The 25,718-nt window shown below is 71.6% G+C and carries 32 protein-coding genes; 16 read left to right on the top strand and 16 right to left on the bottom strand.

Features of this window, described 5'->3' with window-relative positions; all coding sequences use genetic code 11:
* Entirely contained in the window at window positions 1-402 is a 402-nt protein-coding gene (locus F7P10_RS26115) for a DUF3592 domain-containing protein (protein ID WP_151013107.1), read from the top strand.
* A gap of 1 nt (window position 403) precedes the next feature.
* Here F7P10_RS26115 and F7P10_RS26120 read toward each other — a convergent pair whose 3' ends face one another.
* The 4 genes from F7P10_RS26120 to F7P10_RS26135 are packed head-to-tail and all read right to left on the bottom strand — an operon-like array spanning window position 404 to window position 1,783.
* On the bottom strand, window positions 404-589 hold the full coding sequence (locus tag F7P10_RS26120; protein ID WP_151013108.1) for a DUF397 domain-containing protein: 186 nt from the start codon (window positions 587-589) through the stop codon (window positions 404-406).
* Complete coding sequence (locus F7P10_RS26125; RefSeq protein ID WP_368077425.1) at window positions 586-780, bottom strand: DUF397 domain-containing protein; 195 nt, start codon at window positions 778-780, stop codon at window positions 586-588. Before F7P10_RS26125 ends, F7P10_RS26120 begins: the two co-directional genes overlap by 4 nt.
* The gene (locus F7P10_RS26130) at window positions 777-971 is read right to left on the bottom strand and encodes a DUF397 domain-containing protein (protein ID WP_151013110.1); all 195 of its coding nucleotides are present in this window, start codon (window positions 969-971) and stop codon (window positions 777-779) included. The genes F7P10_RS26125 and F7P10_RS26130 overlap by 4 nt, the downstream gene beginning before the upstream one ends.
* Complete coding sequence (locus F7P10_RS26135) at window positions 968-1,783, bottom strand: helix-turn-helix transcriptional regulator (protein ID WP_176611658.1); 816 nt, start codon at window positions 1,781-1,783, stop codon at window positions 968-970. Before F7P10_RS26135 ends, F7P10_RS26130 begins: the two co-directional genes overlap by 4 nt.
* A 100-nt stretch (window positions 1,784-1,883) precedes the next feature.
* On the opposite strand from F7P10_RS26135, the gene F7P10_RS26140 reads away from it, so the two are divergent.
* Window positions 1,884-2,318, top strand: coding sequence for an ATP-binding protein (locus F7P10_RS26140; protein WP_151013114.1), 435 nt, complete (start codon window positions 1,884-1,886; stop codon window positions 2,316-2,318).
* Here the strand turns inward: F7P10_RS26140 and F7P10_RS26145 are convergent, their stop codons facing one another.
* Both F7P10_RS26145 and F7P10_RS26150 read right to left on the bottom strand, forming a co-directional pair.
* Window positions 2,319-2,609, bottom strand: coding sequence for a hypothetical protein (locus F7P10_RS26145; RefSeq protein ID WP_151013116.1), 291 nt, complete (start codon window positions 2,607-2,609; stop codon window positions 2,319-2,321).
* Window positions 2,610-2,678: 69 nt separating this feature from the next.
* Window positions 2,679-3,143 (bottom strand): nuclear transport factor 2 family protein, encoded by a 465-nt coding sequence (locus tag F7P10_RS26150; RefSeq protein WP_151013118.1) that lies wholly within the window; start codon window positions 3,141-3,143, stop codon window positions 2,679-2,681.
* A gap of 335 nt (window positions 3,144-3,478) precedes the next feature.
* On the opposite strand from F7P10_RS26150, the gene F7P10_RS26155 reads away from it, so the two are divergent.
* Window positions 3,479-3,910 (top strand): DUF6069 family protein, encoded by a 432-nt coding sequence (locus F7P10_RS26155; RefSeq protein WP_151013119.1) that lies wholly within the window; start codon window positions 3,479-3,481, stop codon window positions 3,908-3,910.
* A 559-nt stretch (window positions 3,911-4,469) separates the two neighbouring features.
* On the opposite strand, the gene F7P10_RS26165 is transcribed toward F7P10_RS26155, so the two are convergent.
* Window positions 4,470-4,931, bottom strand: a complete 462-nt coding sequence (locus F7P10_RS26165) for a MarR family winged helix-turn-helix transcriptional regulator (RefSeq protein ID WP_151013121.1) — start codon at window positions 4,929-4,931, stop codon at window positions 4,470-4,472.
* Window positions 4,932-5,050: 119 nt separating this feature from the next.
* Here F7P10_RS26165 and F7P10_RS26170 point away from each other — a divergent pair, with 119 nt between their 5' ends.
* Entirely contained in the window at window positions 5,051-5,503 is a 453-nt protein-coding gene (locus F7P10_RS26170) for a DUF6069 family protein (protein ID WP_151013123.1), read from the top strand.
* Window positions 5,500-5,955: a nitroreductase family deazaflavin-dependent oxidoreductase gene (locus F7P10_RS26175; RefSeq protein WP_151013125.1), complete on the top strand. Its 456-nt coding sequence runs from the start codon at window positions 5,500-5,502 to the stop codon at window positions 5,953-5,955. The genes F7P10_RS26170 and F7P10_RS26175 overlap by 4 nt, the downstream gene beginning before the upstream one ends.
* A 139-nt stretch (window positions 5,956-6,094) precedes the next feature.
* On the opposite strand, the gene F7P10_RS26180 is transcribed toward F7P10_RS26175, so the two are convergent.
* The 3 genes from F7P10_RS26180 to F7P10_RS26190 all read right to left on the bottom strand — a co-directional run bounded on the left by F7P10_RS26180 (window position 6,095) and on the right by F7P10_RS26190 (window position 8,360).
* Window positions 6,095-6,496: a RidA family protein gene (locus F7P10_RS26180; protein WP_151013127.1), complete on the bottom strand. Its 402-nt coding sequence runs from the start codon at window positions 6,494-6,496 to the stop codon at window positions 6,095-6,097.
* 23 nt (window positions 6,497-6,519) lie between these two features.
* Window positions 6,520-7,617, bottom strand: coding sequence for an MFS transporter (locus tag F7P10_RS26185; protein ID WP_254716024.1), 1,098 nt, complete (start codon window positions 7,615-7,617; stop codon window positions 6,520-6,522).
* Between the two features lie 188 nt (window positions 7,618-7,805).
* Window positions 7,806-8,360, bottom strand: a complete 555-nt coding sequence (locus tag F7P10_RS26190) for a G5 domain-containing protein (RefSeq protein ID WP_151013130.1) — start codon at window positions 8,358-8,360, stop codon at window positions 7,806-7,808.
* Between the two features lie 200 nt (window positions 8,361-8,560).
* Here F7P10_RS26190 and F7P10_RS26195 point away from each other — a divergent pair, with 200 nt between their 5' ends.
* Window positions 8,561-9,238 carry a hypothetical protein gene (locus F7P10_RS26195; protein ID WP_151013132.1) on the top strand — a complete coding sequence of 226 codons (678 nt, stop codon included), beginning with the start codon at window positions 8,561-8,563 and terminating at the stop codon, window positions 9,236-9,238.
* 38 nt (window positions 9,239-9,276) lie between these two features.
* Here F7P10_RS26195 and F7P10_RS26200 read toward each other — a convergent pair whose 3' ends face one another.
* Complete coding sequence (locus F7P10_RS26200; RefSeq protein WP_151013134.1) at window positions 9,277-10,086, bottom strand: crotonase/enoyl-CoA hydratase family protein; 810 nt, start codon at window positions 10,084-10,086, stop codon at window positions 9,277-9,279.
* A 156-nt stretch (window positions 10,087-10,242) separates the two neighbouring features.
* On the opposite strand from F7P10_RS26200, the gene F7P10_RS26205 reads away from it, so the two are divergent.
* The 5 genes from F7P10_RS26205 to F7P10_RS26225 all read left to right on the top strand — a co-directional run bounded on the left by F7P10_RS26205 (window position 10,243) and on the right by F7P10_RS26225 (window position 16,553).
* A complete protein-coding gene (locus F7P10_RS26205) occupies window positions 10,243-11,802 on the top strand; it encodes an acyl-CoA synthetase (RefSeq protein ID WP_151013136.1) in 1,560 nt (519 codons plus the stop codon).
* On the top strand, window positions 11,792-12,721 hold the full coding sequence (locus F7P10_RS26210; protein WP_254716025.1) for a Zn-ribbon domain-containing OB-fold protein: 930 nt from the start codon (window positions 11,792-11,794) through the stop codon (window positions 12,719-12,721). The genes F7P10_RS26205 and F7P10_RS26210 overlap by 11 nt, the downstream gene beginning before the upstream one ends.
* Window positions 12,721-13,755, top strand: a complete 1,035-nt coding sequence (locus F7P10_RS26215; protein WP_151013138.1) for a thiolase domain-containing protein — start codon at window positions 12,721-12,723, stop codon at window positions 13,753-13,755. The genes F7P10_RS26210 and F7P10_RS26215 overlap by 1 nt, the downstream gene beginning before the upstream one ends.
* Window positions 13,755-14,912, top strand: a complete 1,158-nt coding sequence (locus F7P10_RS26220; protein ID WP_151013140.1) for a thiolase domain-containing protein — start codon at window positions 13,755-13,757, stop codon at window positions 14,910-14,912. Before F7P10_RS26215 ends, F7P10_RS26220 begins: the two co-directional genes overlap by 1 nt.
* Window positions 14,913-14,984: 72 nt before the next feature.
* Entirely contained in the window at window positions 14,985-16,553 is a 1,569-nt protein-coding gene (locus F7P10_RS26225) for an acyl-CoA synthetase (protein WP_151013141.1), read from the top strand.
* Between the two features lie 169 nt (window positions 16,554-16,722).
* On the opposite strand, the gene F7P10_RS26230 is transcribed toward F7P10_RS26225, so the two are convergent.
* Window positions 16,723-17,328, bottom strand: a complete 606-nt coding sequence (locus F7P10_RS26230) for a DsbA family protein (protein ID WP_151013143.1) — start codon at window positions 17,326-17,328, stop codon at window positions 16,723-16,725.
* A gap of 27 nt (window positions 17,329-17,355) precedes the next feature.
* Window positions 17,356-18,063, bottom strand: coding sequence for an SDR family NAD(P)-dependent oxidoreductase (locus F7P10_RS26235; protein ID WP_151013145.1), 708 nt, complete (start codon window positions 18,061-18,063; stop codon window positions 17,356-17,358).
* 103 nt (window positions 18,064-18,166) lie between these two features.
* Between F7P10_RS26235 and F7P10_RS26240 the strand changes: the two genes are divergently transcribed.
* The 4 genes from F7P10_RS26240 to F7P10_RS26255 all read left to right on the top strand — a co-directional run bounded on the left by F7P10_RS26240 (window position 18,167) and on the right by F7P10_RS26255 (window position 21,782).
* Entirely contained in the window at window positions 18,167-19,057 is an 891-nt protein-coding gene (locus tag F7P10_RS26240) for a helix-turn-helix domain-containing protein (RefSeq protein WP_151013147.1), read from the top strand.
* Window positions 19,058-19,098: 41 nt separating this feature from the next.
* Complete coding sequence (locus F7P10_RS26245) at window positions 19,099-19,572, top strand: MarR family winged helix-turn-helix transcriptional regulator (RefSeq protein ID WP_218040143.1); 474 nt, start codon at window positions 19,099-19,101, stop codon at window positions 19,570-19,572.
* Between the two features lie 81 nt (window positions 19,573-19,653).
* Window positions 19,654-20,025 (top strand): hypothetical protein, encoded by a 372-nt coding sequence (locus F7P10_RS26250; protein WP_176611659.1) that lies wholly within the window; start codon window positions 19,654-19,656, stop codon window positions 20,023-20,025.
* Between the two features lie 83 nt (window positions 20,026-20,108).
* Window positions 20,109-21,782: a serine/threonine-protein kinase gene (locus tag F7P10_RS26255; RefSeq protein WP_151013149.1), complete on the top strand. Its 1,674-nt coding sequence runs from the start codon at window positions 20,109-20,111 to the stop codon at window positions 21,780-21,782.
* A 19-nt stretch (window positions 21,783-21,801) separates the two neighbouring features.
* Here the strand turns inward: F7P10_RS26255 and F7P10_RS26260 are convergent, their stop codons facing one another.
* From F7P10_RS26260 to F7P10_RS26270, 3 genes are read right to left on the bottom strand one after another with little or no spacing between them, the layout of a single operon-like run.
* Window positions 21,802-22,959 carry a lipid-transfer protein gene (locus F7P10_RS26260; protein WP_151018300.1) on the bottom strand — a complete coding sequence of 386 codons (1,158 nt, stop codon included), beginning with the start codon at window positions 22,957-22,959 and terminating at the stop codon, window positions 21,802-21,804.
* Between the two features lie 29 nt (window positions 22,960-22,988).
* Window positions 22,989-23,453: a Zn-ribbon domain-containing OB-fold protein gene (locus F7P10_RS26265; RefSeq protein ID WP_151013151.1), complete on the bottom strand. Its 465-nt coding sequence runs from the start codon at window positions 23,451-23,453 to the stop codon at window positions 22,989-22,991.
* 23 nt (window positions 23,454-23,476) lie between these two features.
* On the bottom strand, window positions 23,477-24,628 hold the full coding sequence (locus F7P10_RS26270; protein ID WP_254716026.1) for an MFS transporter: 1,152 nt from the start codon (window positions 24,626-24,628) through the stop codon (window positions 23,477-23,479).
* Window positions 24,629-24,768: 140 nt separating this feature from the next.
* Between F7P10_RS26270 and F7P10_RS26275 the strand changes: the two genes are divergently transcribed.
* The gene (locus tag F7P10_RS26275) at window positions 24,769-25,686 is read left to right on the top strand and encodes a LysR family transcriptional regulator (protein WP_176611661.1); all 918 of its coding nucleotides are present in this window, start codon (window positions 24,769-24,771) and stop codon (window positions 25,684-25,686) included.
* Window positions 25,687-25,718: the final 32 nt, after the last annotated feature.

The following is a 25,718-nucleotide window of genomic DNA, read 5'->3' on the forward strand; positions in this document are numbered from 1 at the left end:
GTGGACGAGTCGTCATTCCTGCTGCTCATCGGCATCTGCCTCCTCCTGATCGGGATCGTGCTGCTGGCCCGGGTCCGGCTGTTCCGGGCCCGCGCGGTGCGCGTCCCCGGCCGGATCGCCAAGCTCGACTACATCCCCGTGGAGAACGGGGCCAGCATCTGGGAAGCGACCGTCGAGTTCGTCACCGAGGACGGACGGCAGATCACGACCAAGGGCGGCGACATCGGCACACGGCGTCTGCGCGAGGGAAGCAAGGTCAAAGTCCTCTACCACCCCAGGAAGCCCACGGTGGCCTACGTCGAAGGCACGTCCATGCGCGGTGGCTGGGTCGGCGGAGTCTTGATCTGCTTCGGGGCCTGCTTCGCGCTCGTCTACGTCCTGTTCCTGCTGTTCGTCCAGTAGGTCACGGCGACCGGCGCTTGATCTCGTCCAGGAGGGCGGCGAACGCGGCGGACGTCAGCCCGAGGTGCCCGGCGTCCGGGGCCTTGGAGTCCCGGACGCCGATGCCCTGCACGAGCCGTCCCAGTTCAACGCACTGCTCGTCGTTCGCTCCGCCGGTGTGGCTGCTTTTGCGCCAGTGAGTGATCATGGCTGTTGTTGTGGGGCTTGCCTGATGGCGTTGACGAGCCCCGCGAACTCGGTCGCGGTGAGGGTGATGTGGCCGGCGTGCGGGTTCTTCGAGTCGCGCACGCCGATGCCCTGTACAAGTTGACCCAGCTCAACGCACTGCTTGTCTTCCACTCCACCGCTTTGGCTGCTCTTGCGCCAACGGGTGATCACGGCTGCTCCTGGGGGAGTCGTTTGATCCGCTGGACCAGCGTGGAGAACGCGCTAGGCGTGAGGGTGAGGTGCCCTGCATCCGGGGCTTTGGAGTCCCGGACGCCGATGCCCCGCGCAAGTCGTCCTAGTTCAACGCAGTGCTCATCGTCGGCTCCACCGCTGTGGGAAGACTTGCGCCACCGTATGATCATGAATGCCGCTCCAAGTATTGCCGGATGATCTCGCGAGAGGTGTCCAGGGACGCAGCTGCTGCGCCGATGCGATCGAACTTAACCGACAATTCCCGTACCTCGCCAGGCGTTTCGATCAAGCGCCCACCGTTCTGGGCGCCAGAGAAGGCGATGTCTCGGCTGTCCAAGCTGAGGACTTGGAGCGAGCCGTCGACACCGAGGTGTGCACCCGAGTCGAAGGGGACGACACGGATGCTCACCTGCGGAAGGTTCGCCATGCTGTGCATGTGGTGTAGTTGCTCCCTCATCACGTCACGCCCACCGACCACTCGAGCGAGCACACTCTCGTCGATCACGGCCCACAACTCGACCTCGGTGCCCCGCTCGAAGAAAAGTCTCTTGCGGGCGACTCGTCTGGCCATCGACGCATCGAAGTCTTTCGGCGACCCAGCCTGCACGTAGGACCACGTATATGCATCCGTCTGGAGTGCGAGCGGGATCACCTGGCCGTGGTAGACCTTGATCAGGTGCGCCTCCTCCTCGTACTTAACAAGTTGGCGGCCCCAGTCTGGGTCATGCATCATGCGGGCAAACCAGAGCAATAGTTGCAAGAGTTGCCCAGTGCCGTACGCCTCGTCCAGCTTGGCCATCTGGTAGTCCTGTGGGCGCTGGCGCCCTGATTCCATGTTGCAAACTGATGATCGTGCGACGCCGATGATCTTTCCTGTCTGGGTGAGGGACAGCCCTCCCCTCTCGCGAAGAAACCGCAGGTAGAAGGCCAGGAAATGCCACATGGACAGCTTGGGTTCGAGGGGTTCGCGGACGGTGGGCATCGGGTCCTCCTGTTTGGTTTTTATGGTTGTACAGGCCGACGGTAACTCGTGCCGGTGACCCTTGTCGCAGGAAATCGGAAACCAAGGCAAGGGTGGGGCGATGTCGATCACTGCGACGGGAGACCTGATCATTCCCCTCTTGGGGACGTCGACGGCCGTGGGACTCGCGCGGACGTTGGCGGGCGCGCGGTTGAACAATTGGGGCTGTTTTCACATTTCGGACGATGCACTTCTGATCGTCTCGGAACTCGTCACGAACGCGGCCCGGGAAACGCCGCACGAGGAGATCCGGTTCCAGTTCAGCCGGGACGCCTGCGGGATCATCATCGGCGTCTGGGACTCCAGCCCCGAGGTCCCGCGACGGCCGGAACCGGTCTTCGAGTTGACGTTCGACGACCTCGACTCGTCATCCGAGGCGGCGTTCGACGACAGCGGTGGCCGAGGGTTGGCGATCGTCCAGACGCTCGCCGCCGGGTGCGGCGTCACGAAGGACCCGAACGGGGGCAAATGGGTATGGGCGCGCGTGCGTCCCTGATCAGGCCGAGGCCGCGTCGAGCCGGTTCGCCAACGTCGTGTACGCCTCCGGCCACCCGCTGCTCATCGCGATCTCGCACAGCGAGCCCGTCGGGAGGAGCAGGTGGCGTAGGTCGGGCAAGCGGCTCGCGTCGCCGCGCCGGAGCCGGTCGGCGTGATCGCGCAAATCGCGGACGAGTTCGTCCTCGCTCGCGTAGCGCTCCTGCCACATCAGGTCCTGGGGTGCGGCCTGCACGATGGCCAAGATCGCCTCGACGGTCTCAAGGGCCGTGTCCAGCACGCGCGCGTCCATCCGCCAAGCATCGCCGACCCCTCGCCGCCACCGCCAGCCCGGCCGCGGAGGCGTCGGCGGTGCCGCTCGTCATGCCTCCATACCGATCGGTGGCCGCCCGTTGAACCAGACCGGCAGGACGTCCATGCGCCGGAACCGCCAGCCGTCGGCCGTCCGCACCGCCTCCGCGTCGAAGCGGCCGCCGACGTCGAAGTGCACACCGGGCTCCTCCCCCCGAGCCGCCGCCGTTGACGAGAGGTGGACGTGCACCATGAGCGCGTTCCACCGCACCACCGCCCGATCCCCATCGAGGTCCACGATGTGGTTGGACGCGAGATGCTGGGTCCGCTCGTACCGCTCCATGGCGACCCGCGTCGATTCCGCCAGGCCGTCCAGCCCGACGACGTCGCCCACCGGGGATTCCATCGTGAAGTCGGGCGTGTGGAACCGGCGCACCCACTCGTCGTCGAAGTTCCATTCGTCCAGGCTCACCATGAACCTGTCGGCCAGCTCGACGATCTCCATCCGGTCGATCAGCTTGCTCAGTTCATCCATGGCACGAAGCTATGGATCGATCGACCACCCGAGCATCTGCCAGGTGACTGGTAACTCGACGGTCGTCTCGCCGGACGGCCAGTCGGGCGGGCGCTCCAGGACACCGGCCGGGCGCGGCGGCGACGCCTCGGCATCGGGCCGTGCGCTGCGCGCCGGGAGCCGGGCCACGGTGGGGCTGGTCTCGAGCGGTTCGCGATCGCCCGCCCGAGGAGGTGCGCCTCTGCGGAGTAACCCCTACTTAAGTCGCTGGAACGTTCGGCTCCTCGAGTGATGCCCTGTCGATCTACCTCGGGCAGTGCTTCGGCAGTTCGGACATCCAGTAGTGAGGGAGTGTTATGACGGTGCAAGCGAGCAGGGGCGGGACGGTCGGCCTGGGGGGACGGCGGCGGGCACGGGCGCTGGCCGTGGTGGGGGCGACCGCGGCCGCTCTCGTGGTGTGGACGATCGGGGAACCGGTGCTGGGGCACGACCTGGTCGTCCGGCCGGAGGGGCAGGAGCCGCAGGACGTGGGGGCGGCCGCCTTCGGGATCTTCGCGCTGCTGCCGTCGCTGCTGGGCTGGGCTGTGCTCGCCGGGCTGGAGCGCGTGACCGCGCACGCGGCCCGGATCTGGACGGCCGGTGCGCTTGCGCTGCTCGCGGCGTCGTTCCTGCCGCTCGCCGGCGTGCAGGCGACGGGCGGCGCCAAGGTGGTGCTCGCGCTCGCGCACGCGGCCGTCGGTGCCGCCCTCATCCCCGTCCTCTGGCGGACGGCCAAGGCCCGGGACTGACGTTCTGCACCCGGTCGGCGTCCTGTCCAGGCGAACGTGTCGGTGTTCAGGGGTCGTTGTCGGAGCCCGCTCCGCAGTTGGCTGGGAAGGCGGAGAGTGTCGCCTTGTGACCAGGTTGCGCGCCGTACCTGGTGGGGTCGGGGAGCCTCCGGCGGAGGGCGAGTTCGAGGTCCGGTACGTCGCCGAGAGCGGGTTGCGGCGGGTGCCATTGGTGGAGGCATGGTGGGTGGCGTTCGAGGCGGCCTCACCGGCGCGCACGTTGGACATGAGTCCTGGCTGGAGCGCGATCCCCTGATGTTGCTGGACTTCGACCCGGCGGTGGTGTCGGCTCCGGGTCTTAGGATCGCCGGGTGAAGGTCCGATCTCTCATTTTTCGCACTGATCTGCTGCTTCGCCGTATGGCCGGCGGCTTCTTCGTGACCTTCTTGTGCAGCAGCCTCTTGGATCGCCTCGACGGTCTCGAGGGCGATGTCCAACGAGCGCGAGTCCTCTTGGGCCGTCTTCCGGGCGTCCTGCTGTCGGTTCTGCTCGGACGCGGACGTCCGCTGAGACGGGAGTCTCAGGTGGTGGCCGTGTCGGCTTCCGCCGGAGGACGGCCCAGCACGCGCGCCAGGAGATCGCGCAGGTGTCGCTGGTCGGAGCCGGGAAGTGCGAAGAGGGTACTGGCCAGCGCCTGACTGCTGGAGCGCAACCGGTCGCGGCGGCGCTCGCCCGTTTCGGTCAGGACGACGTGCTTGACGCGGCGGTCCCCTGCGGCGGGCCGGCGGGTCACCAGGCCGCGGCGTTCCAGGCCGTCGACGATTCCGGTGACGTTGGACGGCTCGCAGGACAGCCAGTCGGCCAAGTGACGCATCGGGGCGGGGGCGGACAGGTTCACCAGGACGAGTGCCTGGGCAGGGGGAAGGTCGAGTTCCGCCGCGGCAGCGTTGAACTGGGCACGCAGCCGCCCGGTGACCTCGAAGACCAGGCCACTCAGTTCGACCGCGACCTCGTCTGTTCCGGCGTCGGCTTGGGTGCTCATGTCCGCAGCCTAGCCGCCACTTCAGCCGCTCGACTGTTCAGCTCCTTAAGTAATGCCCTATGATCCGCACTGGAGAGATGCTTCAGCTTCTAAAATATCCAGCACCTTAAGGGGTGGCCATGACGTTGCACGCGGGCAAGGGCAGGACGGACGGCCTCGGAAGACGGCGACGCGCGCGGGCGCTGGCCGTGGTGGGGGCGACCGCGGCCGCTCTCGTGGTCTGGGCGATCGGCGAGCCGGTGCTGGGCCACGACATGGTCGTCCAGGCGGAGGGGCAGGAACCACAGGATCTGGGCGGCGCCGCGATCGGAGTCTTCGCGCTGCTGCCGTCGCTGCTGGGCTGGGCGGTCCTCGCCGGGCTGGAGCGCCTGACGGCGCACGCGGTGCGGATCTGGACGGCGGGTGCCCTGACGCTGCTCGCGGCGTCGTTCCTGCCGTTCATCGGCGTGGAGGCGACCGGCGGCAGCAAGACGGTGCTCGCACTCACCCACGTGGCCGTGGGGGCCGTCCTCATTCCGGTCTTCTGGTGGACGGCCACAGCCCGTCGGGCGAACCCGGGGGGCGACCGATGACGGCGTCCGGCGAAGAGATCTCCGACAGTCCCACGCCGTGGGTCGCCGATCACATCCGCGCCTACCTCGACACCGACGGCGAGCAGGGCCACCTTTATCAGGGCATGCCGACGCTGCTGCTCACCACGCGCGGTCGCAGGTCCGGCAAACTGCGGCGCACCGCACTGATCTACGGGCGCGACCGGGACCGCTACCTGCTGGTGGCGTCCAACGCCGGAGCCGCCCATCACCCCGCCTGGTTTCTCAACCTGACCGCCGATCCGCACGTGACGGTCCAGGTCGGAGCCGACACCTTCACCGCCCGGGCCCGCACCGCCACCCCGCAGGAGAAGCCGTCGCTCTGGCGGCGGATGACTGCGATCTTTCCCCTGTACGACACCTACCAGGACGGGGCCGAGCGCGATATCCCGCTCGTGATTCTCGACGACCACCGGCGCGCACCGGTCCGCTGACCCCCGTGTCCATGACCGGCAGCGGGCGCCACCGGCCCCGGTACTCCGGATCGCCGACCCCCTGCACGAAGGAGGCGCCGATGAAGCGGATGCGCACGCCGCCGCCCGTTCGTCCGATCCTGCGGAGCGACGGGGCCGGTCATGGACGGGACGCGACGGCGATGGCGTCGACCTCGAAGAGCATGCCCGGGAGTGCGAGCGCGGCCACGCCGGTGAGGGTCTGCGTGGGCGGCCGGGTCCCCCAGATGCGCTCGATCCGGGTCGAGAGGACGGCGAGCTTGTCGGTGTCGTGGTCGACGATGTGGGTGCGGAGCTGCACGACGTCGGCGTAGCCGAGGTCCGCGGCGGCCAGGGCGGTGCCCAGGTTGGCCAGGGAGCGGTCGACCTGCTCGGCGAAGTCGTCCGAGGTGACGTTCCCCTGCGGGTCGGACGCGTACTGTCCGGCGATGAACACCAGGCCGCCCGGGGTGCGGGCGACGTGGCTGTAGCCGAAGCCGGTCGGGTCGTGCAGGGTGGCCGGGTTGATGATGTCGTGCGACATGATTGCCTTTCGTTGCCGGTTGATCAGTTCGTGCGGGTTTTTGGGGACGCGCCGACGGCCGCGGCGGCCAGCAGCGCGAGGAGACCGGCGGCCCAGAGGACGCCGGTGGTCGTGGTGCGGTCGATCGTGGCACCGCCGATGAGGGCGCCCAGCGCGATGGACAGGTTGAACGCGGCGACGAGCAGCGAGGACGCCGCTTCGCTCGCTGTGGGCGCCGCCTTCAGCATCCACGTCTGCAGGCTCACCGACACCCCGCCGTAGGCGAGCCCCCAGGCGATCAGCAGGACGGACGCGGCGGCGGGGCCGGGGCGGAGCACGGCGAGCAGGGCCGTCGCGGCCGCCAGCCCGGCGCACAGCGCCATGAGAGTTCCGCGCAGGTGCGCCGCGATCCGCGTTCCGGCCACGAAGTTGCCCACGATCCCGGCGACGCCGTAGGCCATCAGCAGTGCGCCGATGAGCGTCTCGTCCACCCCGCCGACCTCGTCCAGGATCGGGCGGACGAAGGTGTAGGCGGTGAAGTGGCCGGTCACCAGCAGGAAGGTGGCGAGCACGCCGATCCGCACCCCGGTGTTGCGCCGCAGCAGGCGCGGCAGCTCCGAGAAGGCGATGGGGCCCCGGGAGGGCAGCGGCGGCACGAGGGCGAGCAGGCCCGCCAGCGCGACGAGCCCGAGGACCCCGACGGCGGCGAACGCGGCGCGCCAGCCGCCGAGCTCGCCGATCAGCGTCCCGGCCGGGACGCCGGCGACGGAGGCGGCGGAGACGCCGCCCAACACGATCGCCGTGGCGCGCGGAACGTCCTCGGCGGGAACCAGCCGGACCGCCAGCCCGCCCGCGACGGCCCAGAACCCGCCGACGCCCACGCCGATGGCCACCCGCGCCACCAGCAGGACGGCGTAGTGCGGAGCGACCGCGCAGACCAGGTTGGCGACGGCCATGACACCGACCAGCGCGGCCAGCAGCACCCGCCGGTCCACGCGGGCGGCGGTGACGGCGACGACCGGCCCCGCGGCGGCGGCGACCAGGCCGGGGACGGTCAGCATCAGGCCGGCCGTTCCGGTGGACACGTCCAGGTCGGAGCCGATCGGGGACAGCAGGCCCACCGGCAGGAGCTCCGAGGTCATCAGCGCGAAGATCCCGAGCGCGACCGCCGGGACCGCCGGCGGCGTCCGAGCCGGCGAACGGTTTCTGTCTACTACTTGACTAGGAAACATCCAGATTGCTCCCACGATGGGCGCCTCTGCGGCAAGAGGAGATAATCTGGACCTTATATGTCCAGATTAGCTCCTCGCAAGGTGCCCAGGGCCGGCATCTAGGTGTCGCAGGCGGTGCCGTCGCCGTCCCGGTCCAGGTCGTAGATGTCGCTGCCGACCACGCGGACGGGGCCCTGGACGTAGGCGGGGCCGTTGCCGCTGCCGCCCGCGCAGTCGACGTCGGACGCGATCGGCACGCAGGCGCCGCTGTAGTTCTCGTCGCACTGCGGCTCGGACTTGGTGCCGACCGCGACGATCCGGGAGACGGGCTTCTTCGTGACCTTCTTGTGCAGCAGCTTCTTGTCGGTCGCCTCGCCGCCGGTGTACGTGACCTCGTAGGTGTAGGTCATCACGCCCTTGGCCCCGCGACGCTTCACGCGGATCTCGCCCCTGTCGAGGGACGGGTCGTCCACCTTCTTGGTCGTGAAGGGGATCGCGCGCGTCTTGGTGACGGTGCGCTTCTCCACGGCCGGGGACGTCTCCGCTCTGGCCGGTGGAGTACCGGGAACCGCGACGAGGGTGGGTTCCTCGGCGGCGTGCGGGGCGGGCGTCGAGCCGCAGCCGGCGAGCAGCAGTCCGCAGGCCGCGATCGCGGCCGCAAAGGTGCGTGTCATCAATTCCCCCTCTTTGAGGGGAGAAATCATCGTGCGCTGCATCGTTGCTGGTCAATGCCGGTGTCCGCGTCCGGACGGCGGGACGGTCGGGGTAAACCGGGCCCCCGGTTCAGGGGTCGCGCTCGTTGTAATAGGGAGAATTCGACCTTGTAGTGGAAAAGCGGGCGACTATCGGGGGAATGATCGCCTACGATGTCGCGATGCCGCAGCTTCATGACGAGACTTTCGGCCCGCGGGCGTACATCGTCGAGGTCGGGACGGAACCGGCCGAGGCCGGTTCGCGGAACACCATCGGCGGGTCGCCCGTCCTCGCGGCCGGTCAGGCGTGGCCGTCCTGCTACTGCGGCGGGCGGATGGCCTTCTACTTCCAGGTCGGGATCCCGGCGGACGTGCCGACCTTCGGTGGTCACCAGTTGCTGGTGTTCCAGTGCCCCCTGCACGACGAGGCGTGTTTCTCGCCCGGCTCTCGCTCTGCGCAGCTTCCGGGGCGGTTCTGGGACGATCCGCCGGAGCCCAACGAGGGGGCGTTCTGGCGGATCCTGCTGCACGGTGGCGGTAACCCGGTGACCGATTCCGACCCGTTCCTCCAGCCGCGACGGCTGACCCTCGCCGAGACGCCGGACGAGCGCGGCAACGGCCGGTTCGAGTTCAAGGTGTCCGGGGTTCCCGCCTGGGCTCAGGATCCCGAACGCTACCGCTGCCCGTGCGGTGCCGACCTCGCCTTCGTCTGCCAGATCCCGGAGGACTTCGAGTTCGAGATGCTCCCCGGCCGTCCCGAGGACTTCGGCGAGCTTCTCTTCCTCGGCAACATGGTCTACATCCTGGCCTGCCCGGAGCGCTGCGATCCCGCCGCCGCGTGGCCCGTGAATCAGAACTGACACGTGCGGCGGGCGCGCCGCGCTCCGGCCGGTGAGTCCTACTTGCCCTTGTATTCGGGGGCGCGCTTCTCCTTGAACGCCTTCGAGCCCTCCTTGGCGTCCTCGGAGCCGATGACGGGCCAGCCGATCTCGTCGGAGATCTTGAGGGCGTCCTCCTCGGAGAGGTGCTCGGTCTCGCGGTAGGTGCGGAGGATGGCCTGGACGGCGAGGGGGGCGCACTCGGCGATCTGGTCGGCCAGCTCGCGGGCGGCGGCGAGCGCGGAGCCGTTCGGGACGATCTTGTTGATCAGGCCCATCTCGAGGGCTTCGCGCGGGGTGACCGAGCGGGCGGTGAGCAGGATGTCCATCGCGTTGGCGTAGCCGATCTGGCGGGGGAGCCGGATCGCGGAGCCGCCCATCGGGAACAGGCCGCGCTTGGCCTCGTAGAGGCCGAGGGTGGCGCCCTCGGCGACGACGCGCAGGTCGGTGCCCGTCAGGAGTTCGGTGCCGCCCGCGACGGCCCAGCCCTCGATCGCGCAGATGATGGGCTTGGTGGGGCGCGCCTCGCGCAGCAGGCCCTTCCAGTGCCAGTTCTCGATGGCGTCCATGCGCGCCTTGATCGCGGGGTCGGACGGCGGCTCGCCCATCGCCTTCAGGTCGGCGCCCGCGCAGAACGTCCCCTCGGCGCCGGTGAGGATCCCGACCCGGACCCCGGGCTCGTCGGACATGTACTGCCATGCCTCGGCGAGGCCGAGCAGCATGCTCCCGCTGAACGCGTTGCGCGCCTCCGGACGGTTCATCGTGACGATGACGACGTGACCGTCGCGCTCGACGGTGCAGTGCTCGGTGCTGATCGGCAGCCGTTCCACGGCGGTCCCTCCTGCAGGCTAAGAAACGAGAACAGATTCTAGTAAGAGTCTTCCCCGGCCGGTAGGTCTTGCCCTGCAAAACGAGAACGTGATCTACTTTGGCCGTTGGGCGTCGGAGTGTGACGGCGCTCACCCGTGCTCACGGAGGGAGACCCGATGGGGACGTTGGGCTTTTGGCGGTTGGCGCAGGCCGATCCCGAGTGGGTGGCCGCCGTCGACCCGGACGGAACGCGGTACACCGCGGGAGACCTGCTCGCGCGCTCGAACCGGCTCGTCCACGGGCTTCGCGGGCTCGGCCTGGAGAAGGGCGACGGGGTCTGCGGGCTCGTGCCGAACGGCGTGGACGGGCTGGTCCTGTACCTCGCGACGCTGCAGGCCGGCTGGTACTACACGCCGATCAACTGGCACCTGACGGGCCCGGAGATCGGTTACATCGTCGAGGACAGTGAGGCGAAGGCGTTCTTCGTCCACGAGCGGTACGCGGCGGAAGGCGCGCGCGCGGGCGAGGCCATCGAGGCGCACCGGCGGTTCGCGTTCGGTGACGTCGAGGGGTTCCGGCCCTACGCGGAGCTGGTCGAGGGGCAGCCCGACGGGCTTCCGGACGATCGCAGCAACGGCGCCACGATGCACTACACGTCCGGGACGACCGGGCGGCCCAAGGGCGTGAAGCGCGCGCTGATGGGGATCGACCCGGACGACAGCGCGGAGCTGATGACGTTCCTGCTGACGCTGTTCGGCATTCCCCCGGGGCGTCCGGCGGGCGGCGAGCCGCAGGCGCACCTGATCACGTCGCCGAACTACCACACGGCGGTCACCCAGTTCGGCGGGACGGCCTTGCACATGGGGCACACGCTCGTCTACACGGACAAGTGGGGCGCCGAGGACTGCCTGCGGGTGATCCAGGAGCACCGCGTCACGAACACGCACATGGTGCCGACGCACTTCAAGCGGATGCTGGCCCTCCCGGAGGACGTCCGGAGCCGGTACGACGTGTCGTCGATGAAGTGGGCGATCCACGCGGCGGCGCCGTGCCCGGTGCCGATCAAGCAGCAGATGCTCGAGTGGTGGGGCGACTGCATCTGGGAGTACTACGCGGCGACCGAGGGCGGCGGGACGATCGCGAGCCCCGCGGACTGGCGGGAGCACCCCGGGACGGTCGGGAACGCGTGGCCGATCAGCGAGCTGCTCATCGTGGACGATGACGGCGAACCCGTCCCGGCGGGGACGCACGGCACGATCTACATGAAGATGGCCGGTGCGGACTTCGAGTACAAGGGCGACAAGGAGAAGACGGAGAAGGAGCGCCTCAAGGACTTCTTCACCGTCGGCGACATCGGCTACCTCACCGAGGACGGCTTCCTGTTCCTGTCCGACCGCAAGTCCGACATGATCATCTCGGGCGGCGCGAACATCTACCCCGCCGAGATCGAGAACGAGATCACCATGCATCCCAAGGTCGCGGACGTCGCCGTGTTCGGCATCCCCGACGAGGAGTGGGGCGAGCAGATCAAGGCGGTCGTGGAGCCCGCGGAGGGCGTCGAACCGGGCCCGGACCTGGCGGCCGAGATCCTCGCGTCCCTGGAGGGCCGGCTCGCGAAGATGAAGTGGCCGAAGACCATCGACTTCATCGAGACGATGCCGCGCGAGCCGAACGGCAAGCTGCTCAAGCGCAAGCTCAGGGACCCGTACTGGAAGGACCGTGAGAGTGCCATCTGACGTGAACCACGTCGTCGAGTTCCCCGGCGGCTACACCCGCTCGGTCGGCCCGGTCATCGGCCGGTTCCTGAGCGAGCTGCGGGACGGCCGCATGGTCGGGGTCCGGACGAGCGGGGGCCGCGTGCTCGTGCCGCCGACCGAGTACGACCCCGACACCGGCGACGACGTGACGGGCGAGTTCGTCGAGGTCGGGCCGGTCGGGACCGTCACGACCTGGTCGTGGGTCGCGCATCCGGCGAAGGAGCACCCGTTCGACCGTCCGTTCGCGTGGGTGCTGGTCCGCCCGGACGGCGCCGACACCGCGCTCGTCCACGCGCTGGACGCCGGGGTGTTCGACGCGGGCGCGGAGGCGCCGAAGTTCCTCAAGACCGGGATGCGGGTCCGGCCGAAGTGGCGGGCGGAGCGCACCGGCACGATCGGCGACATCGAGTGCTTCCTGCCCGAGGTCACGATGATCAACCCGCAGGCGAAGCTGGAGTTCCGGCTGAGCGGCGGGCGGGCCCTGCACCGGTACCTGGAGGGGATCGCGCAGGGCCGCATCCTCGGCAGCCGCTGCCCGGTGTGCGAGGCGGTCATCGTCCCGATGAAGGAGACGTGCCCGCGCGACGGCGTCCCGACGACCGAGGAGGTCGAGCTGCCGGACGTCGGCACCCTCACGACGTACGCGGTGAACAACATCCCCGACCCGCGGGCCCCCGAGGTGCCGTTCGTGTCCGGATACGTCCTGCTGGACGGTGCGGGCGTCCCGCTGCTGACGCTGATCGCGGGCGTCCCGGCCGACCAGGTCCGGATGGGCATGCGGGTGAAGGCCGCCTGGAAGCCGCGCGAGGAATGGTCGCCGAGCGTGGGCAACATCAAGTGGTTCGAGCCCGTCGACGAGCCGGACGTCCCCTTCGACGAGATCAAGGACTACCTCTGATGCGAGAAGTAGCCGTCGTCGCCTTCACGCAGAGCGAGCACAGCGGCGAGGACCAGGGGGTCCTGGAGACCGAGATCCTCGCCCCGGTGATCGGCGAGATCAAGGAGCGGACCGGCCTGACGCGGTTCGGGTTCACCTGCTCGGGGTCCTGCGACTACCTGCAGGGCGCGCCGTTCGCGTTCGTGTCGGCGCTCGACACGGTCGGCGCGTGGCCGCCGATCTCGGAGAGCCACGTCGAGATGGACGGCGCGTGGGCGCTGTACGAGGCGTGGGTGAAGCTGCTGATCGGCGAGGTCGACACCGCCCTGGTGTACGGGTTCGGGAAGTCGACGCAGAACGACATCCGCGCGATCTTCACCCAGCAGCACGACCCGTACTACCTGGCGCCGCTCGGCGTCGACCACGTGTCGCTGGCCGCGATGCAGGCGCGCGCGTACATGGAGAAGTCGGGCGCCAAGGACGAGGACATGCGCGCGATCGCCGCGCGGTCGCGGGCGGCCGGCCGCGGCAACCCGTTCGCGCTCGACCTGCCCGACCCCGCGGACGACGCGGGCTTCGACATCGCGCCGCTGCGCCCCCACGACATCGCACCGCTGACGGACGGCGCCGCGGCGATCGTCCTCGCGGCGGGCGACACGGCGCGCGAGCTGTGCGAGCGGCCCGCGTGGATCACCGGGATCGACCACCGCGTCGAGCCGCACTCGCCGGGCGCCCGCGACCTGACCCGCTCGGAGTCGACGCGGATCGCGGGGGAGAAGGCGGGCGCGGCCGGCGTCGAGGTCGCGGAGCTGCACGCCCAGTTCAGCCACGAGGAGCTGATCCTGCGCGAGGCCCTCGGGCTCGGCGACGACGCCGCCGTCAACCCGTCCGGCGGGGCCCTCGCGGCGAACCCGCTGATGGCGTCGGGCCTCATCCGGATCGGCGAGGCCGCGGCCCGGATCCACGACGGGACGGCGTCGCGGACGCTCGGGCACGCCTCGTCCGGTCCGTGCCTGCAGCAGAACCTCGTGTGCGTGATGTCGGGAGAGAAGTAATGGCCAACTCCTGTGCGGTCATCGGCGTCGGGCAGACGCAGTACAAGACCAAGCGCCTGGACGTGTCGATGGCGGGGCTGCTGCGCGAGGCGGCCCGCCGCGCCCTCGACGACGCCGGGCTGACCTGGCGGGACATCGACGCGATCGTCGTCGGCAAGGCCCCCGACCTGTTCGAGGGCGTGGTCATGCCGGAGGTGTTCCTCGCGGACGCGCTGGGCGCCGCGGGCAAGCCGCTCATCCGGGTGCACACGGCCGGTTCGGTCGGCGGCTCGACCGCGATCGTCGCGGCGAACCTCGTCCGCAGCGGCGTCCACGACCGGGTGCTCACGCTGGCGTGGGAGAAGCAGTCGGAGTCGAACGCGACGTGGGCGCTGACGGTGAACTCGCCGTTCACGACGTCGCTGGTGGTGGGCGCGGGCGGCTACTTCGCCCCGCACATCCGTGCGTACATCCGCAAGTCGGGCGCCCCCGAGCACATCGGGCACCTCGTCGCCGTCAAGGACCGGGAGAACGCGCTGCGGAACCCGTACGCGCACTTGCGGATCCCCGGCATCTCCCGCGAGATGGTCGAGTCGACGCCGATGCTGTGGGAGCCGATCCGCTACCTGGACACGTGCCCGTCGTCGGACGGCGCGTGCGCGATGGTGCTCGCGTCCGAGGACGCGGCGAAGAAGGCGCCCGGCAAGCCCGCGTGGGTGCAGGCCACGGCGATGCGCTCGGAGCCGATGGGGTTCGTGCGCCGCGACAACGTCAGCCCGCAGGCCGGCAAGGACTGCGCCGCCGACGTGTACCGGCAGGCCGGGATCGCCGATCCGCGCCGCGAGCTGGACTGCGCCGAGGTGTACGTCCCGTTCTCCTGGTACGAGCCGATGTGGCTGGAGAACCTCGGGTTCTGCGGCGACGGCGAGGGCTGGAAGCTCACCGAGGCGGGCGCGACGGCCTTCGACGGCGACATCCCGTGGAACCCGTCCGGCGGCGTCCTGTCGTCCAACCCGATCGGCGCGTCCGGGATGATCCGCTTCGCGGAGGCGGCGATGCAGGTCAGCGACCGGGCCGGAGAGCACCAGGTGGACGGCGCCCGGCGCGCCCTCGGGCACGCCTACGGCGGCGGCGCCCAGTTCTACGCGATGTGGGTCGTCGGCAGCGAGAAGCCGTGACCCGCACGCCCCCGCACGGCTCAACCCCTCTTTCATCCCTCCCCACCTCAAACCCCCTTCGGAGGGTGTCCGATGGAGTACAACCACGCTGACCTGTTCGAGGGAGTCGCGGACGCGATCGGGGACCGGACCGCGCTGGTGTGCGGCGACCGGCGGCTCACCTACGCCGAGCTGGACGAGCACGCCAACCGGCTCGCGCACCATCTGGCGGCGGCCGGGGTCGGTCCCGGGCAGCACGTCGCCGTCCAGCTCTACAACGGCGTCGAGTACGCGGCGGCGCTGCTGGCCGCGCTGAAGATCCGCGCGGTGCCGATCAACGTGAACTACCGGTACGTCGAGGGCGAGCTCCGCTACGTCTACCAGGACTCCGAGAGCGTCGCGCTGCTGTACGACGTGGAGTTCGAGGAGCGGGTCGCGGCGGTCGTCCCGGAGGTCCCCCGGCTGCGGCACCTCGTCGCCGTGGGCGGGACGCCGTCCATCGACGGCGCCGTCCGGTACGACGACGCGGTGCGGGACGCCGACGGGGGGCGCGGGTTCCCGCCGCGCTCGGGCGACGACACCTACATCGTCTACACGGGCGGGACCACGGGGATGCCCAAGGGCGTCATGTGGTCCACCGAGCAGATGCTGTTCGCGTTCTGGAACCCGACGTTCCCGCGCCCCGAGCGGCCCGAGGACGTCGTGGAGCTGGCGCGCAACGCGGGCCCGATGGTGATGATGCCGATCGCGCCGCTCATGCACGGCGCCGCGCAGATGGCCACCTGGATCGCGTGGTGCATGGGCGCGACGCTCGTCTACACCCGCAAGTTCGACGCGGCGGACGCGTGGGCGACGATCGCGCGCGAGAAGGTCAACTCGGTGACCGTCACCGGCGACGCGATGGCGATCCCGCTGGCGGACGAACTCGCCACCGGGAAGCACGACACGTCGTCGCTGCTCGCGTTCGTCTCGACGGGGGCGATCCTCACCGGAACCGTGCGGGACCGCCTGCAGGCGCTCCTCCCGAACAGCGTCATCCTCGACCGTTTCGGCTCGACCGAATCCGGGTCGACGGCCGAGGCGGTGTCGGGGTCGTCCCCGGAGAAGGGCCTGCGGTTCGCGCCGGACGTCGAGAACGTGACCGTCCTGGACGACGCGCTGCGCCCGGTGGAGCCGGGTTCGGGCGTCATCGGCCAGGTCGCGCGGAGCGGGTACATCGCGCACGGCTACTTCAATGACCCGGAGAAGACCGCGCGGACGTTCCCCGTGGTGGACGGCCGCCGCTGGCTGCTCACCGGCGACATGGCGACGGTCGAGGCGGACGGCTCGATCGCGGTGTTCGGGCGCGGCTCGCAGGCGATCAACACCGGTGGCGAGAAGGTGTTCCCCGAGGAGGTCGAGGCCGTTCTCAAGGGCCATCCGGGGGTGTACGACGCGGTCGTGACGGGCATCCCGGACGAGCGCTGGGGCAACCGGGTCGCGGCCGTGATCCAGCCGGACGGGGACGCACCGCCCGCCGCCGACCTCGACGCCCACTGCCGCCGCGAGCTCTCCGGCTACAAGGTGCCGCGCACGTACGCGTTCGTGAAGGAGATGAAGCGGTCCCCGGCGGGTAAGGCGGACTACCGCTGGGCGAAGCAGATCGCGGAGGAGGCCCGCTGACCGGCCGTCCGGGACGCCCGCTATGGGTCGGCCCCGAGCCCTTGTGAGGATCGGGGCCTGCCTGGACCCCTTGTTAGCGGTCCTAACAAAAACCATGATAGGGCCGTCCGGATACTGGTCCCGGCGTCCCGGGCCATGACCTGACCCACACCACCGGACGACCGGGGGTTCAGCCGGCGAGCGCGGCGAGAAGTTCGTCCTCGGTTCGCTGCCCGGCCATCACACGCTCGCCGTCGAACCGGAAGGCGGGCACGGATTCGCGCACGAAACCGAGCCCCCGAACACGATCCAGTTCCCGTCGCACCTCCTCGGGACCGTCCGCGCCCGGCTCGACGCCCGCCTCGCGGGCCAGCCGGGCCAGCACCTCGGGGTCGGCGACGTTGACGCCGTCGGTGAAGTAGGCGCGGAACAGCCGCTCGGTCATGGCCTCGCCCCGTTCCTGCCGGACGGCCCAGGCGATGCGGCGGTGCGCCTCGAACGTGTTCGTGGAGACCACACGGGTGAAGTCGACCCGCAGGCCCTCCGCGGCGCCGAAGTCCGTGGTCGCCTGCACCTCGCGGGCCTCCTCCTCGCCGAGGAGGCGCCGGTGCGTCTCCACCAGCGGTTCGCCTCCGGGGTCGATGTCAGGCTGGAACCGGTAGGACAGCAGCGACGTCTCGACCTCACCCCCGTCCGCGCGGAACCGCCGCACGGCCCGCGAGTACCGGGTGAACATCAGGTACGAGTTGACGCAGGCAACGTCGAAGACGAACTCGACCATGCGCTTTTCGGACACGAAGAATTCCTTCCAGAATCGTGGGAGCTACCAGGGCACCGGACCGGCGGCCGCGAAGAACCCGCCCGTCGGGCCGTCCGCGCCGATCGAGGCCATCCGCACGATGATCTCGGCACCCTCCTCGACCGTCCGCGAACCGGCGTGGCCGTTGAAGTCGGTGGCGGTCAGGCCGGGGTCGACCGCGTTGACGCGGATGCCCGGACAGGCGTGGGCGTACTGCGCGGTCACCATGTGCAGCGCCGCCTTCGCTGAGGCGTAGTCGAGCGCGGGCAGCCAGGCGGGGACGTGCTCGGCGCGCGCCGCCGGGTCGGTGGCCGCCGCCAGCGAGCCCAGCCCGCTGCCGACGTTGACCACAACCGGCGCCGCGCCGCGCTCCAGCAGCGGCAGGAACGCCCCGAAGACCCGGACGGCGCCGAAGACGTTGGTGTCGTAGCAGGCCAGCATGTCGTCGGCGGTGGTGGCGGCGACCGGCTTGCGCGCGCCGATGATCCCCGCGTTGTTCACGAGGACGTCCAGCCGTCCCGTCTCGTCGCGGACGTGCTCGGCGGCGCGGCGCACCGACTCTCCGTCGGTGACGTCGATGCGCAGCGGCCGGGCGCCGAGGGCGCGGGCCGCGTCCGCCCCGCGCCGGGCGTCCCGGGCCCCGGCGAACACGGTGTGCCCGGCCGCCACGAGGCGGCGCGCGGTCTCGTAGCCCAGCCCCCGGTTCGCCCCGGTGATCAGTGCGATCGTCATGCACCGATCCTGCGCGCCGCGCCGCGACCGGGGGAGTACCCGTCGCTTCCTGGGAAAAGCCGTACCACCCGCGCCATCGCACCCGCTTCCTATAGTCGAGGACATGAGAGAACGCGACGGCGGATCGGCGCGGGCGAACGACCTCGGCGTCGCGCTGCGGACCTGGCGCCGCCGCGCCGACCCCGCCACGGCGGGCCTGCCCATCGACCGCGCCCGCCGCGTGGCCGGGCTGCGCCGCGAGGAACTGGCGCGGCTGGCCGGCATGTCGGTGGACTACGTGGTGCGCCTGGAACAGGGCCGGGCCGCGTCACCCTCGCCGCAGATCCTGCTCGCCCTCGCACGCGCGCTCCGCCTGTCGCCGGACGAGCGCCGCCACCTGTTCCTGCTGGCCGGACGGCTCGCGCCCGCCCCCGAACGGGTCTCGGCCCACCTCACGCCCGGCGTCCTGCGGCTGCTGGACCGGCTGGACGGCTCCCCGGTGGCCGTCTACGACGCCGCCTGGACGCCGATCGCCTGGAACCCGCTGCACGCCGCGCTCGCCGGGGACGGCGACGGCGACCTCAACGTCGCGTGGCGGCACTTCACCGGGGCGTCGTCCCGGGTGCGTCACACCCCGGCGCAGACGGAGCGTTTCGAGGCGGCCATGGTCGCCGACCTGCGGGCCGCCACCGCGCGCTTCCCCGGCGACGCCCGGCTCCGCCGGCTGATCGCCGACCTGCGGCGGCACAGCCCCCGCTTCGCCGGGCTGTGGGCGTCGCACGAGGTGGGCGCGCACGTCGCGGACCGCAAGACGATCCACCACCCGGACGTCGGCGACGTCCGCCTGGACTGCGACGTGCTGACCGTCCCGGACAGCGACGTGCACGTGGTGGTCTGCACCGCCGAGCCGGGCTCGGAGGCCGCCGGAAAGCTGCGCCTGCTGAGCGCCCTCACCGAACCGCCGCGAACCGGCCCGGCGCCGACCGCGCCGCGCCGGTGCGTGGCCGCTCGTTAGACTCTCCGCACGCTCTGCACGCGAGGAGACGGAGGTGGGTCGTGGCGGCCCCCGAGCCCGGACGGACGCCCGCCGAGCTGCTGGCGTCGGCGTTGCAGCGCAACACCATGTACACGGTCCTGCTGCATCACGCGACGGCGACCAAGTCCGGGATGAACGTCACGGACGCCCAGTGCGTCAACGCGCTCGCCCTCGACGGCCCGCAAACGCCCGGCCGGCTCGCGAAGCTGATGGGGATCACGACGGGCGGCGCCATCACCGCCGTCATCGACCGGCTGGAGAAGAGCGGGCACGTGCGCCGCACCCGCGACCCCGACGACCGGCGCCGCGTGATCGTCGAGCTGGTCCCGGGCGCCGCCGAGCGCGTCGGACGGTACTTCGAGCCGATCGCCCGGCAGTTCCACGAGCGGCTCGCGGACTGCACGGACGAGCAGATCGCCTTCCTGCTGAACTGGTTCGGCGGCACGAACGCCGCGCTGCCCGAGGTGATCGACGAGATCCGCCGGATGCGCTGACCGGTCGCCCGGCGGCCCGGGTCCGGCCGCGTGGCGAACGACACTATTGGACGGGCAGTCGCACATGGCAGACTGCCCGGCATGACGGAATCGTCCCGCGCGCACCGCCACCTCGCCACCTCGATGGCCGCCATCGGCACCCTGCACATGATCGCGCCGAAGCCGTTCGACGCGATCGTCCCCGAGCGGCTGCCCGGCAGCGCGCGGACCTGGACCTACCTCAGCGGCGTCGCCGAGCTGGCCTGCGCCGCCGCGGTCGCGCACCCGCGCACCCGCCGCGCCGGGGCGCTCGCCACCGCCGGGCTGATGCTGGCGGTGTACCCCGCGAACATCAAGATGGCCCGCGACTGGCGGCACCGCGCGCTGCCGCTGCGCGCCGCCGCCTACGGGCGCCTGCCGTTCCAGGCGCCGCTCATCGGCTGGGCCCTGCACGTCGCCCGCAAGGCCCGCTGAACGCCCGTCCCGTTCCGGCCGCGCGTGATCACCCGAAATGAGATCATGCCGGGCATGCGCGCACGACGGAACGGCGGCTGACCGTGGAGCCACTGCGACCGGAGGACCCCACCGCGATCGGCGGATACCCCCTGCTCGCCCGCATCGGCGCGGGCGGCATGGGGCAGGTGTACCTGGGCCTGACCGGTGCCGGACGGCACATCGCCCTCAAGGTGATCCGCGAGGACTTCGACGGCCCGCAGGCCCTCGCCCGGTTCCGCCGCGAGGTCGCGACCGTCGAGCGCGTCCGCAGCCGGTTCGCCGCCGCGATGATCGGCGCCGGGCTCGAGGCGCCGCCGTACTGGCTGGCGACCGAGTACGTGCCCGGCCCGACGCTCCGGCAGACCGTCGCCGAGCACGGGCCGCTGCCGCCCGCTACCTGCATGCGGCTGCTCGCCGCCCTCGCGCACGGGCTGCTGGAGATCCACCGGCAGGGCGTCCAGCACCGCGACCTGAAGCCCGGCAACGTGATCCTCGCCCCGGACGGGCCGCGCCTCATCGACTTCGGCATCGCGCGCGGCGAGGGCCAGACGCAGATCACCCAGACCGGCGCGTGGAACGGCACCCCCGGCTACGTCGCGCCCGAGGTCGTCCGCGAGCAGCAGCCCCTGCCCGCGTCCGACGTGTTCTCGCTCGCCGGGACGATCGCCTACGCCGCGACCGGACGCCCGCCGTTCGGCGGCGGCCGCATCGAGGCGATCATCCACCGCACCCTCGGCGGCGAGATCGACCTCGATGGCGCCGACCCCCGCGTCGCCGAACTCGTCGAACTGTGCGCGCGCAAGGACCCGGCCGAGCGCGTCACCCCCGAGCGGCTGCTGGAGACGCTGCGGGACGAGGCCGGGGACGGGCTCGCGTCCGACCCCGAGTACCGGCGCCGCGTGACCGGCCTCCCGCCGCTCCCGGCGAGCGTCGCCGACGCCGTCACGGCCGGGCTCGTCCCCCCGGACCGGACGACCGTCGGCGGGCCGGCGTCCGGGGGCCTGCTCGGCGGACGGCGCGGCCCGCTGGTCGCCGCCGCGGCCGCGGGCGTGGCGGTCGTGGTGCTGGGCGGCGCGTTCGCCGTCCGCGCCCTGACCGGCGGCGACGGCGGAACGGGCGGGACCGGCACCGGGACCGTCGCGGCGACGCCGAGCGCGTCCGGCGCGTCCGGGAACCCGGCGGGCGGGGGCGGGACCCCGGGGCCGGGGGCGGGCGGCGCGTCCGGCGACGCCGGGTCGCCCGGCGCCGGCGCGGGCGCCGGGGCCGCGGGCGGCCCTCCGCCGGACGAGCTGCTGCTGAAGCAGCCCACGGACGACTACCAGCAGATGAGCTTCTCCGAGAACGACCACCAGTGCATCCCGGCGCTCCGGCCCGAGGACTCGAACTTGCAGCGGCAGATGCAGGTCTCCGCGCCGCGGACGCCGCACAGCGGCGACACCGTCGATCTCAGCGTTCGCTACAAGTGGGAGACGCCGCCCGACTACTACGTGGCGGCCGAAGTGCGCGTGCCGCGCGGGGCGCAGATCGGCAACGCCGTGAGCGGCGCGGCCAGAAGCAAGCCGCACCTGCTCACCGGTAGCGAATGGGTCGAGCTGACCTACCCGACGGACTTCGAGTGGGCCGGGTCGGGCGGGGCGTACCCGCTGATCGAGGGCACCTGGACGATCGTGTGGCTGCACGTCCACGCCAACGGGGACGCCTACTACATCGGCTGCGACGGCTTCACGGTCGCGTAGGCACTCCCAGCGGACGGGGTCAGCGGACGGCGATCACGGCGGAGCCGTGGCCGAAGAGGCCCTGGTTGACGGCGATGCCCGCGCGCGCGTCCTCGACCTGGCGGGCGTCCGCGCGGCCGCGCAGCTGCCACGTCAGCTCGCACACCTGCGCGATGGCCTGCGCCGGGATCGCCTCGCCGAACGAGGCCAGCCCGCCGCTCGGGTTCACCGGCACGCGCCCGCCGAGCGCCGTCGCGCCCGAGCGCAGCAGCTCCTCGGCGCCGCCCGGCTCGCACAGGCCGATGTCCTCGTACCAGTCGAGCTCGAGGGCCGTGGACAGGTCGTAGACCTCCGCGAGCGACAGGTCCTCCGGCCCGATCCCGGCCTCCTCGTACGCGGCGTGCGCGATCGCCGACCGGAACGGGCGGTCCGGCGGTTCGACGGTCATCGCGGAGTCGGTCGCGAAGTCGGGCAGGTCGAGGACCGTCTTCGGGAAGGTGGGCGTCACCGTCGACAGGGCCGGGATGCGGACGGGGTCGGCGATGCCGTGCCGCCGCGCGAAGTCCGTCGAGGTGAGGACGAGCGCGGCGCCGCCGTCGCTGGTCGCGCAGATGTCGAGGAGCCGCAGCGGGTCGGCGACGACGGCCGACGCGCGGACGTCCTCCAGCGCGACCTCCTTGCGGTAGCGGGCGTTCGGGTTGTTCAGGCCGTGCCGGGCGTTCTTGACCTTCACGGCGGCGAAGTCGTCGAGCGTGGCGCCGTGCTCGGCCATGCGGCGGCGGGCGTACAGGGCGAAGTAGATGGGGTTGGTGGCGCCGAGGAGGCGGAACCGCAGCCAGTCGGGGTCGTCGGGGCGGTCGCCGCCGACCGGCTTGAAGAAGCCCTTGGGCGCCGCGTCCGCGCCGACGACGAGCGCGACGTCGCACAGTCCCGCGAGGATCTGCGCGCGCGCGGACGCGATGGCCTGCGCGCCGGACGCGCACGCCGCGTAGCAGCTCGAGACCCGCGCCCCGGACCAGCCGAGCGCCTGGGCGAAGGTCGCGCCCGCGACGAACCCCGGGTACCCGTTGCGGATCGTGTCCGCGCCGGCCACGTACTGGACGTCCGTCCACGCGAGGCCGGCGTCGGCGAGGGCGGCGCGCGCCGCCGCGAGCCCGTACTCGACGAAGTTGCGTCCCCACTTGCCCCACGGGTGCATCCCGGCGCCGAGCACCGCCACCGAACCGCTCACTGCACGGGCCTCCACATCCAGACGGTGTATTCGGCGTCGTCGTCCTCGTACAGGACGCCCTCGGTCAGCTCGACCTCCATGCCGACGGCCAGATCGTCCACCGTGCACTCCGGGACGACCTGTCCGAGGACGACCATGCGCTCGACGTCGAGCTCCACCGCGGCGACCGTGTACGGCCGGAACGGGTCGGGGGAGACGTACGGGGGCGGCGGCCGGTAGCGGGAGTCGGCGTACGACCAGATCCGGCCGCGCGCGGAGAACGCGTACTCGGCCAGCTCCGAGCCGTCGTGCGGGCCGTCGCAGCGCGGGTTCCTGCAGGCCAGCTCGTTGCGCGGGAAGTACGGCGTCCCGCAGGACGCGCACCGGGTGCCGAGCAGCCGGACGCCCCCGTCCCGTCCCGGCTCGTCCGGCACGGTGAACCAGCCGTCGATCGCCGGTCGACGTTCCTTCGTGGTGGACACGCGCGGCCTCCCGCCTTGATCGCCTACCGGCGCAGCCTAGCAACCAAGCGCCCGGTCAAGACAGGTCCGGTGGCGGCGAGCAGCGCGACCGCCAGCATGGCGAGGACGTACAGGCCCGTCCCGGTCCACGCGGCGCGCTCGAACGCGAGGCCCCCGGCCGTCCCGCCCAGGCTGCTGCCGAGGTAGTACGCGCACAGGTACAGGGCGGACGCCTGCGCGCGGTGCGCGGACGCGCGCGTGCCGACCCACCCGCTGGCCACCGCGTGCGCGGCGAAGAACCCGACGGTGAACACCAGCAGGCCGACCCCGACCAGCGGCAGCACGGGCGGGAACATCAGCACGAGCCCGGCCGCGGCGAGGACGAGCGCCCCGGCGAGGACGGGGCGCCGCCCGGTCCGGTCGGCGAGGACGCCCGCCCGCGCGGACGCGGCAGAGCCCGCCAGGTTCATCACCGCGATCAGGCTGACGAGGGCCATCGGCAGGTGGAACGGTGCCTCCAGCAGCCGGTAGGTGAGGAAGTTGTAGACCGTGACGAACCCGGCCATCGCCGTCAGCGCCACGAGGTACAGGCGGCGCATCCCCGGGTCCGACAGGTGCGTGCGCAGCCCCCGGTAGCCGACGCGGGCCGGACGGTGGAAGCGCGACGGCGGGAGCAGCAGCCAGAACGCGGCCGTGAACAGCAGGGCCAGCAGGCCGGTCGCGGCGAGCGCCCAGCGCCAGCCGCCGGCGTCCGTGACGACGCCCGGCACCACCCGCCCGAGCACCCCGCCGATGCCGGTCCCGGCCACGTACCGGCCCATCGCGGCGCCGAGGTGCGCGCCGTCGACCTCCTCGGCGAGGTACGCCATCGCCACCGCGGGCACCCCGGCCAGCGCGAACCCCTGCACGGCGCGCCCGGCCGCGAGCAGTGGGAACGACGTGCACAGCGGCAGCAGCAGCCCGATGACGGCCGACGCCGCCGCGGACACGAGCATCACGCGGGTCCGGCCGTACCGCTCCGACAGCGAGCTGACCGGGATCACCGCGACCGCGACGGCGCCCGTGGCGAGGGAGACGAGGAGGCTCGCCCGCGCGGGTGCCACGCCGAGGCTCGCCGACAGTTCGGGTAACAGGGCCTGCGTGGAGTAGAGGGACATGAACGTCGTCAGCCCGGCCGCGAACAGTGCCAGGTTCACGCGACGCAAGCCGGGCGATCCGGGTAGGTGTCGTTGGGGCGTCTCCAGCGTCACGGTCATTCGCCAAGATTCCGCCGGGAACGATCCATGCGTCCAATGACTCTTTACTCTGCGACCGATGCGCATTCATCATGAGTTACATGGATCTCCTCACCGTGCGGTGGTTCCTGGCGGTCGCGGATCTGGGGCATGTGACGAACGCCGCGTCCGAACTGCGGATCTCCCAGCCCGGACTGTCCCGCGCGGTCGCCCGCCTGGAGGCCGAACTCGGCTACCCGCTCCTCGACCGGGCGGGGCGCGGCGTCGCGCTCAGCCCGTACGGCCGGGTCTTCGCCGAGCACGCGCGCCGGCTCGTCGCCGCCGAGGACGCCGTCCACCGCGCGCTCGCGCAGGCCGCCGACCCCGAGCACGGCGAGGTGTCCCTCGGGTTCCTGCACACGCAGGGGCCCTCGTTCGTCCCGGACCTGATCCGCCGCTACCGCGACCACCACCCCGGCGTCGCGTTCCGGCTCAGCCAGGACCGCTCCGAGCGCGTCACGGCGATGGTCCTCGACGGCCGCGCCGACCTCGCGATCAACAGCCCCCGGCCGGACGACCCGGCCCTCACCTGGCACCCGCTCGTCACCGAGCGCCTGCAACTGGCCGTCCCGGCGGCGCACCGGCTCGCGGGACGGCGGCGCGCGTCCGTCCGGGACGTCCTGGACGAGCCGTTCGTCGCGCTGCGCGAGGGCGCGCACCTGCGGACCCTCGCCGAGGAGCTGTTCGCGACGGCCGGTGGCACGCCTCGCATCGCGTTCGAGGGGGAGGAGACCTCGACCGTCCGGGGCCTGGTCACGGCGGGGCTCGGCGTCGCGATCGTGCCGCCGCCGCGGCCGGGGGAGGAGTTCTCCGGCCTGCGCCACCTCGCCCTGACCGAGCCCGCCGCGACCCGCACGATCGGGCTGGTCTGGTCGACCGCCCGCACCCGCCCGCCCGTCGTGGAGGGATTCCGCCGGTTCGTCCTGGAACATGGTGGGGAAGGCCAGCTAACTGACTCGTCAGTCACTTGGGTACAGTGACCGAGTCGGATTCTGCTCGTGGAAGGAGACCG

This window comes from Actinomadura sp. WMMB 499 (assembly GCF_008824145.1).
Classification (GTDB): domain Bacteria; phylum Actinomycetota; class Actinomycetes; order Streptosporangiales; family Streptosporangiaceae; genus Spirillospora.

Coding starts and splice junctions, on each gene's coding strand:
- F7P10_RS26120 (WP_151013108.1), bottom strand. CDS start 589: ATGATCACTCACTGGCGCAAAAGCAGCCACACCGGCGGAGCGAACGAC.
- F7P10_RS26130 (WP_151013110.1), bottom strand. CDS start 971: ATGATCATACGGTGGCGCAAGTCTTCCCACAGCGGTGGAGCCGACGAT.
- F7P10_RS26135 (WP_176611658.1), bottom strand. CDS start 1,783: ATGCCCACCGTCCGCGAACCCCTCGAACCCAAGCTGTCCATGTGGCAT.
- F7P10_RS26140 (WP_151013114.1), top strand. CDS start 1,884: ATGTCGATCACTGCGACGGGAGACCTGATCATTCCCCTCTTGGGGACG.
- F7P10_RS26145 (WP_151013116.1), bottom strand. CDS start 2,609: ATGGACGCGCGCGTGCTGGACACGGCCCTTGAGACCGTCGAGGCGATC.
- F7P10_RS26150 (WP_151013118.1), bottom strand. CDS start 3,143: ATGGATGAACTGAGCAAGCTGATCGACCGGATGGAGATCGTCGAGCTG.
- F7P10_RS26155 (WP_151013119.1), top strand. CDS start 3,479: ATGACGGTGCAAGCGAGCAGGGGCGGGACGGTCGGCCTGGGGGGACGG.
- F7P10_RS26165 (WP_151013121.1), bottom strand. CDS start 4,931: ATGAGCACCCAAGCCGACGCCGGAACAGACGAGGTCGCGGTCGAACTG.
- F7P10_RS26170 (WP_151013123.1), top strand. CDS start 5,051: ATGACGTTGCACGCGGGCAAGGGCAGGACGGACGGCCTCGGAAGACGG.
- F7P10_RS26175 (WP_151013125.1), top strand. CDS start 5,500: ATGACGGCGTCCGGCGAAGAGATCTCCGACAGTCCCACGCCGTGGGTC.
- F7P10_RS26180 (WP_151013127.1), bottom strand. CDS start 6,496: ATGTCGCACGACATCATCAACCCGGCCACCCTGCACGACCCGACCGGC.
- F7P10_RS26185 (WP_254716024.1), bottom strand. CDS start 7,617: ATGACCTCGGAGCTCCTGCCGGTGGGCCTGCTGTCCCCGATCGGCTCC.
- F7P10_RS26190 (WP_151013130.1), bottom strand. CDS start 8,360: ATGACACGCACCTTTGCGGCCGCGATCGCGGCCTGCGGACTGCTGCTC.
- F7P10_RS26195 (WP_151013132.1), top strand. CDS start 8,561: ATGCCGCAGCTTCATGACGAGACTTTCGGCCCGCGGGCGTACATCGTC.
- F7P10_RS26205 (WP_151013136.1), top strand. CDS start 10,243: ATGGGGACGTTGGGCTTTTGGCGGTTGGCGCAGGCCGATCCCGAGTGG.
- F7P10_RS26215 (WP_151013138.1), top strand. CDS start 12,721: ATGCGAGAAGTAGCCGTCGTCGCCTTCACGCAGAGCGAGCACAGCGGC.
- F7P10_RS26220 (WP_151013140.1), top strand. CDS start 13,755: ATGGCCAACTCCTGTGCGGTCATCGGCGTCGGGCAGACGCAGTACAAG.
- F7P10_RS26225 (WP_151013141.1), top strand. CDS start 14,985: ATGGAGTACAACCACGCTGACCTGTTCGAGGGAGTCGCGGACGCGATC.
- F7P10_RS26235 (WP_151013145.1), bottom strand. CDS start 18,063: ATGACGATCGCACTGATCACCGGGGCGAACCGGGGGCTGGGCTACGAG.
- F7P10_RS26240 (WP_151013147.1), top strand. CDS start 18,167: ATGAGAGAACGCGACGGCGGATCGGCGCGGGCGAACGACCTCGGCGTC.
- F7P10_RS26250 (WP_176611659.1), top strand. CDS start 19,654: ATGACGGAATCGTCCCGCGCGCACCGCCACCTCGCCACCTCGATGGCC.
- F7P10_RS26260 (WP_151018300.1), bottom strand. CDS start 22,959: ATGCACCCGTGGGGCAAGTGGGGACGCAACTTCGTCGAGTACGGGCTC.
- F7P10_RS26275 (WP_176611661.1), top strand. CDS start 24,769: ATGGATCTCCTCACCGTGCGGTGGTTCCTGGCGGTCGCGGATCTGGGG.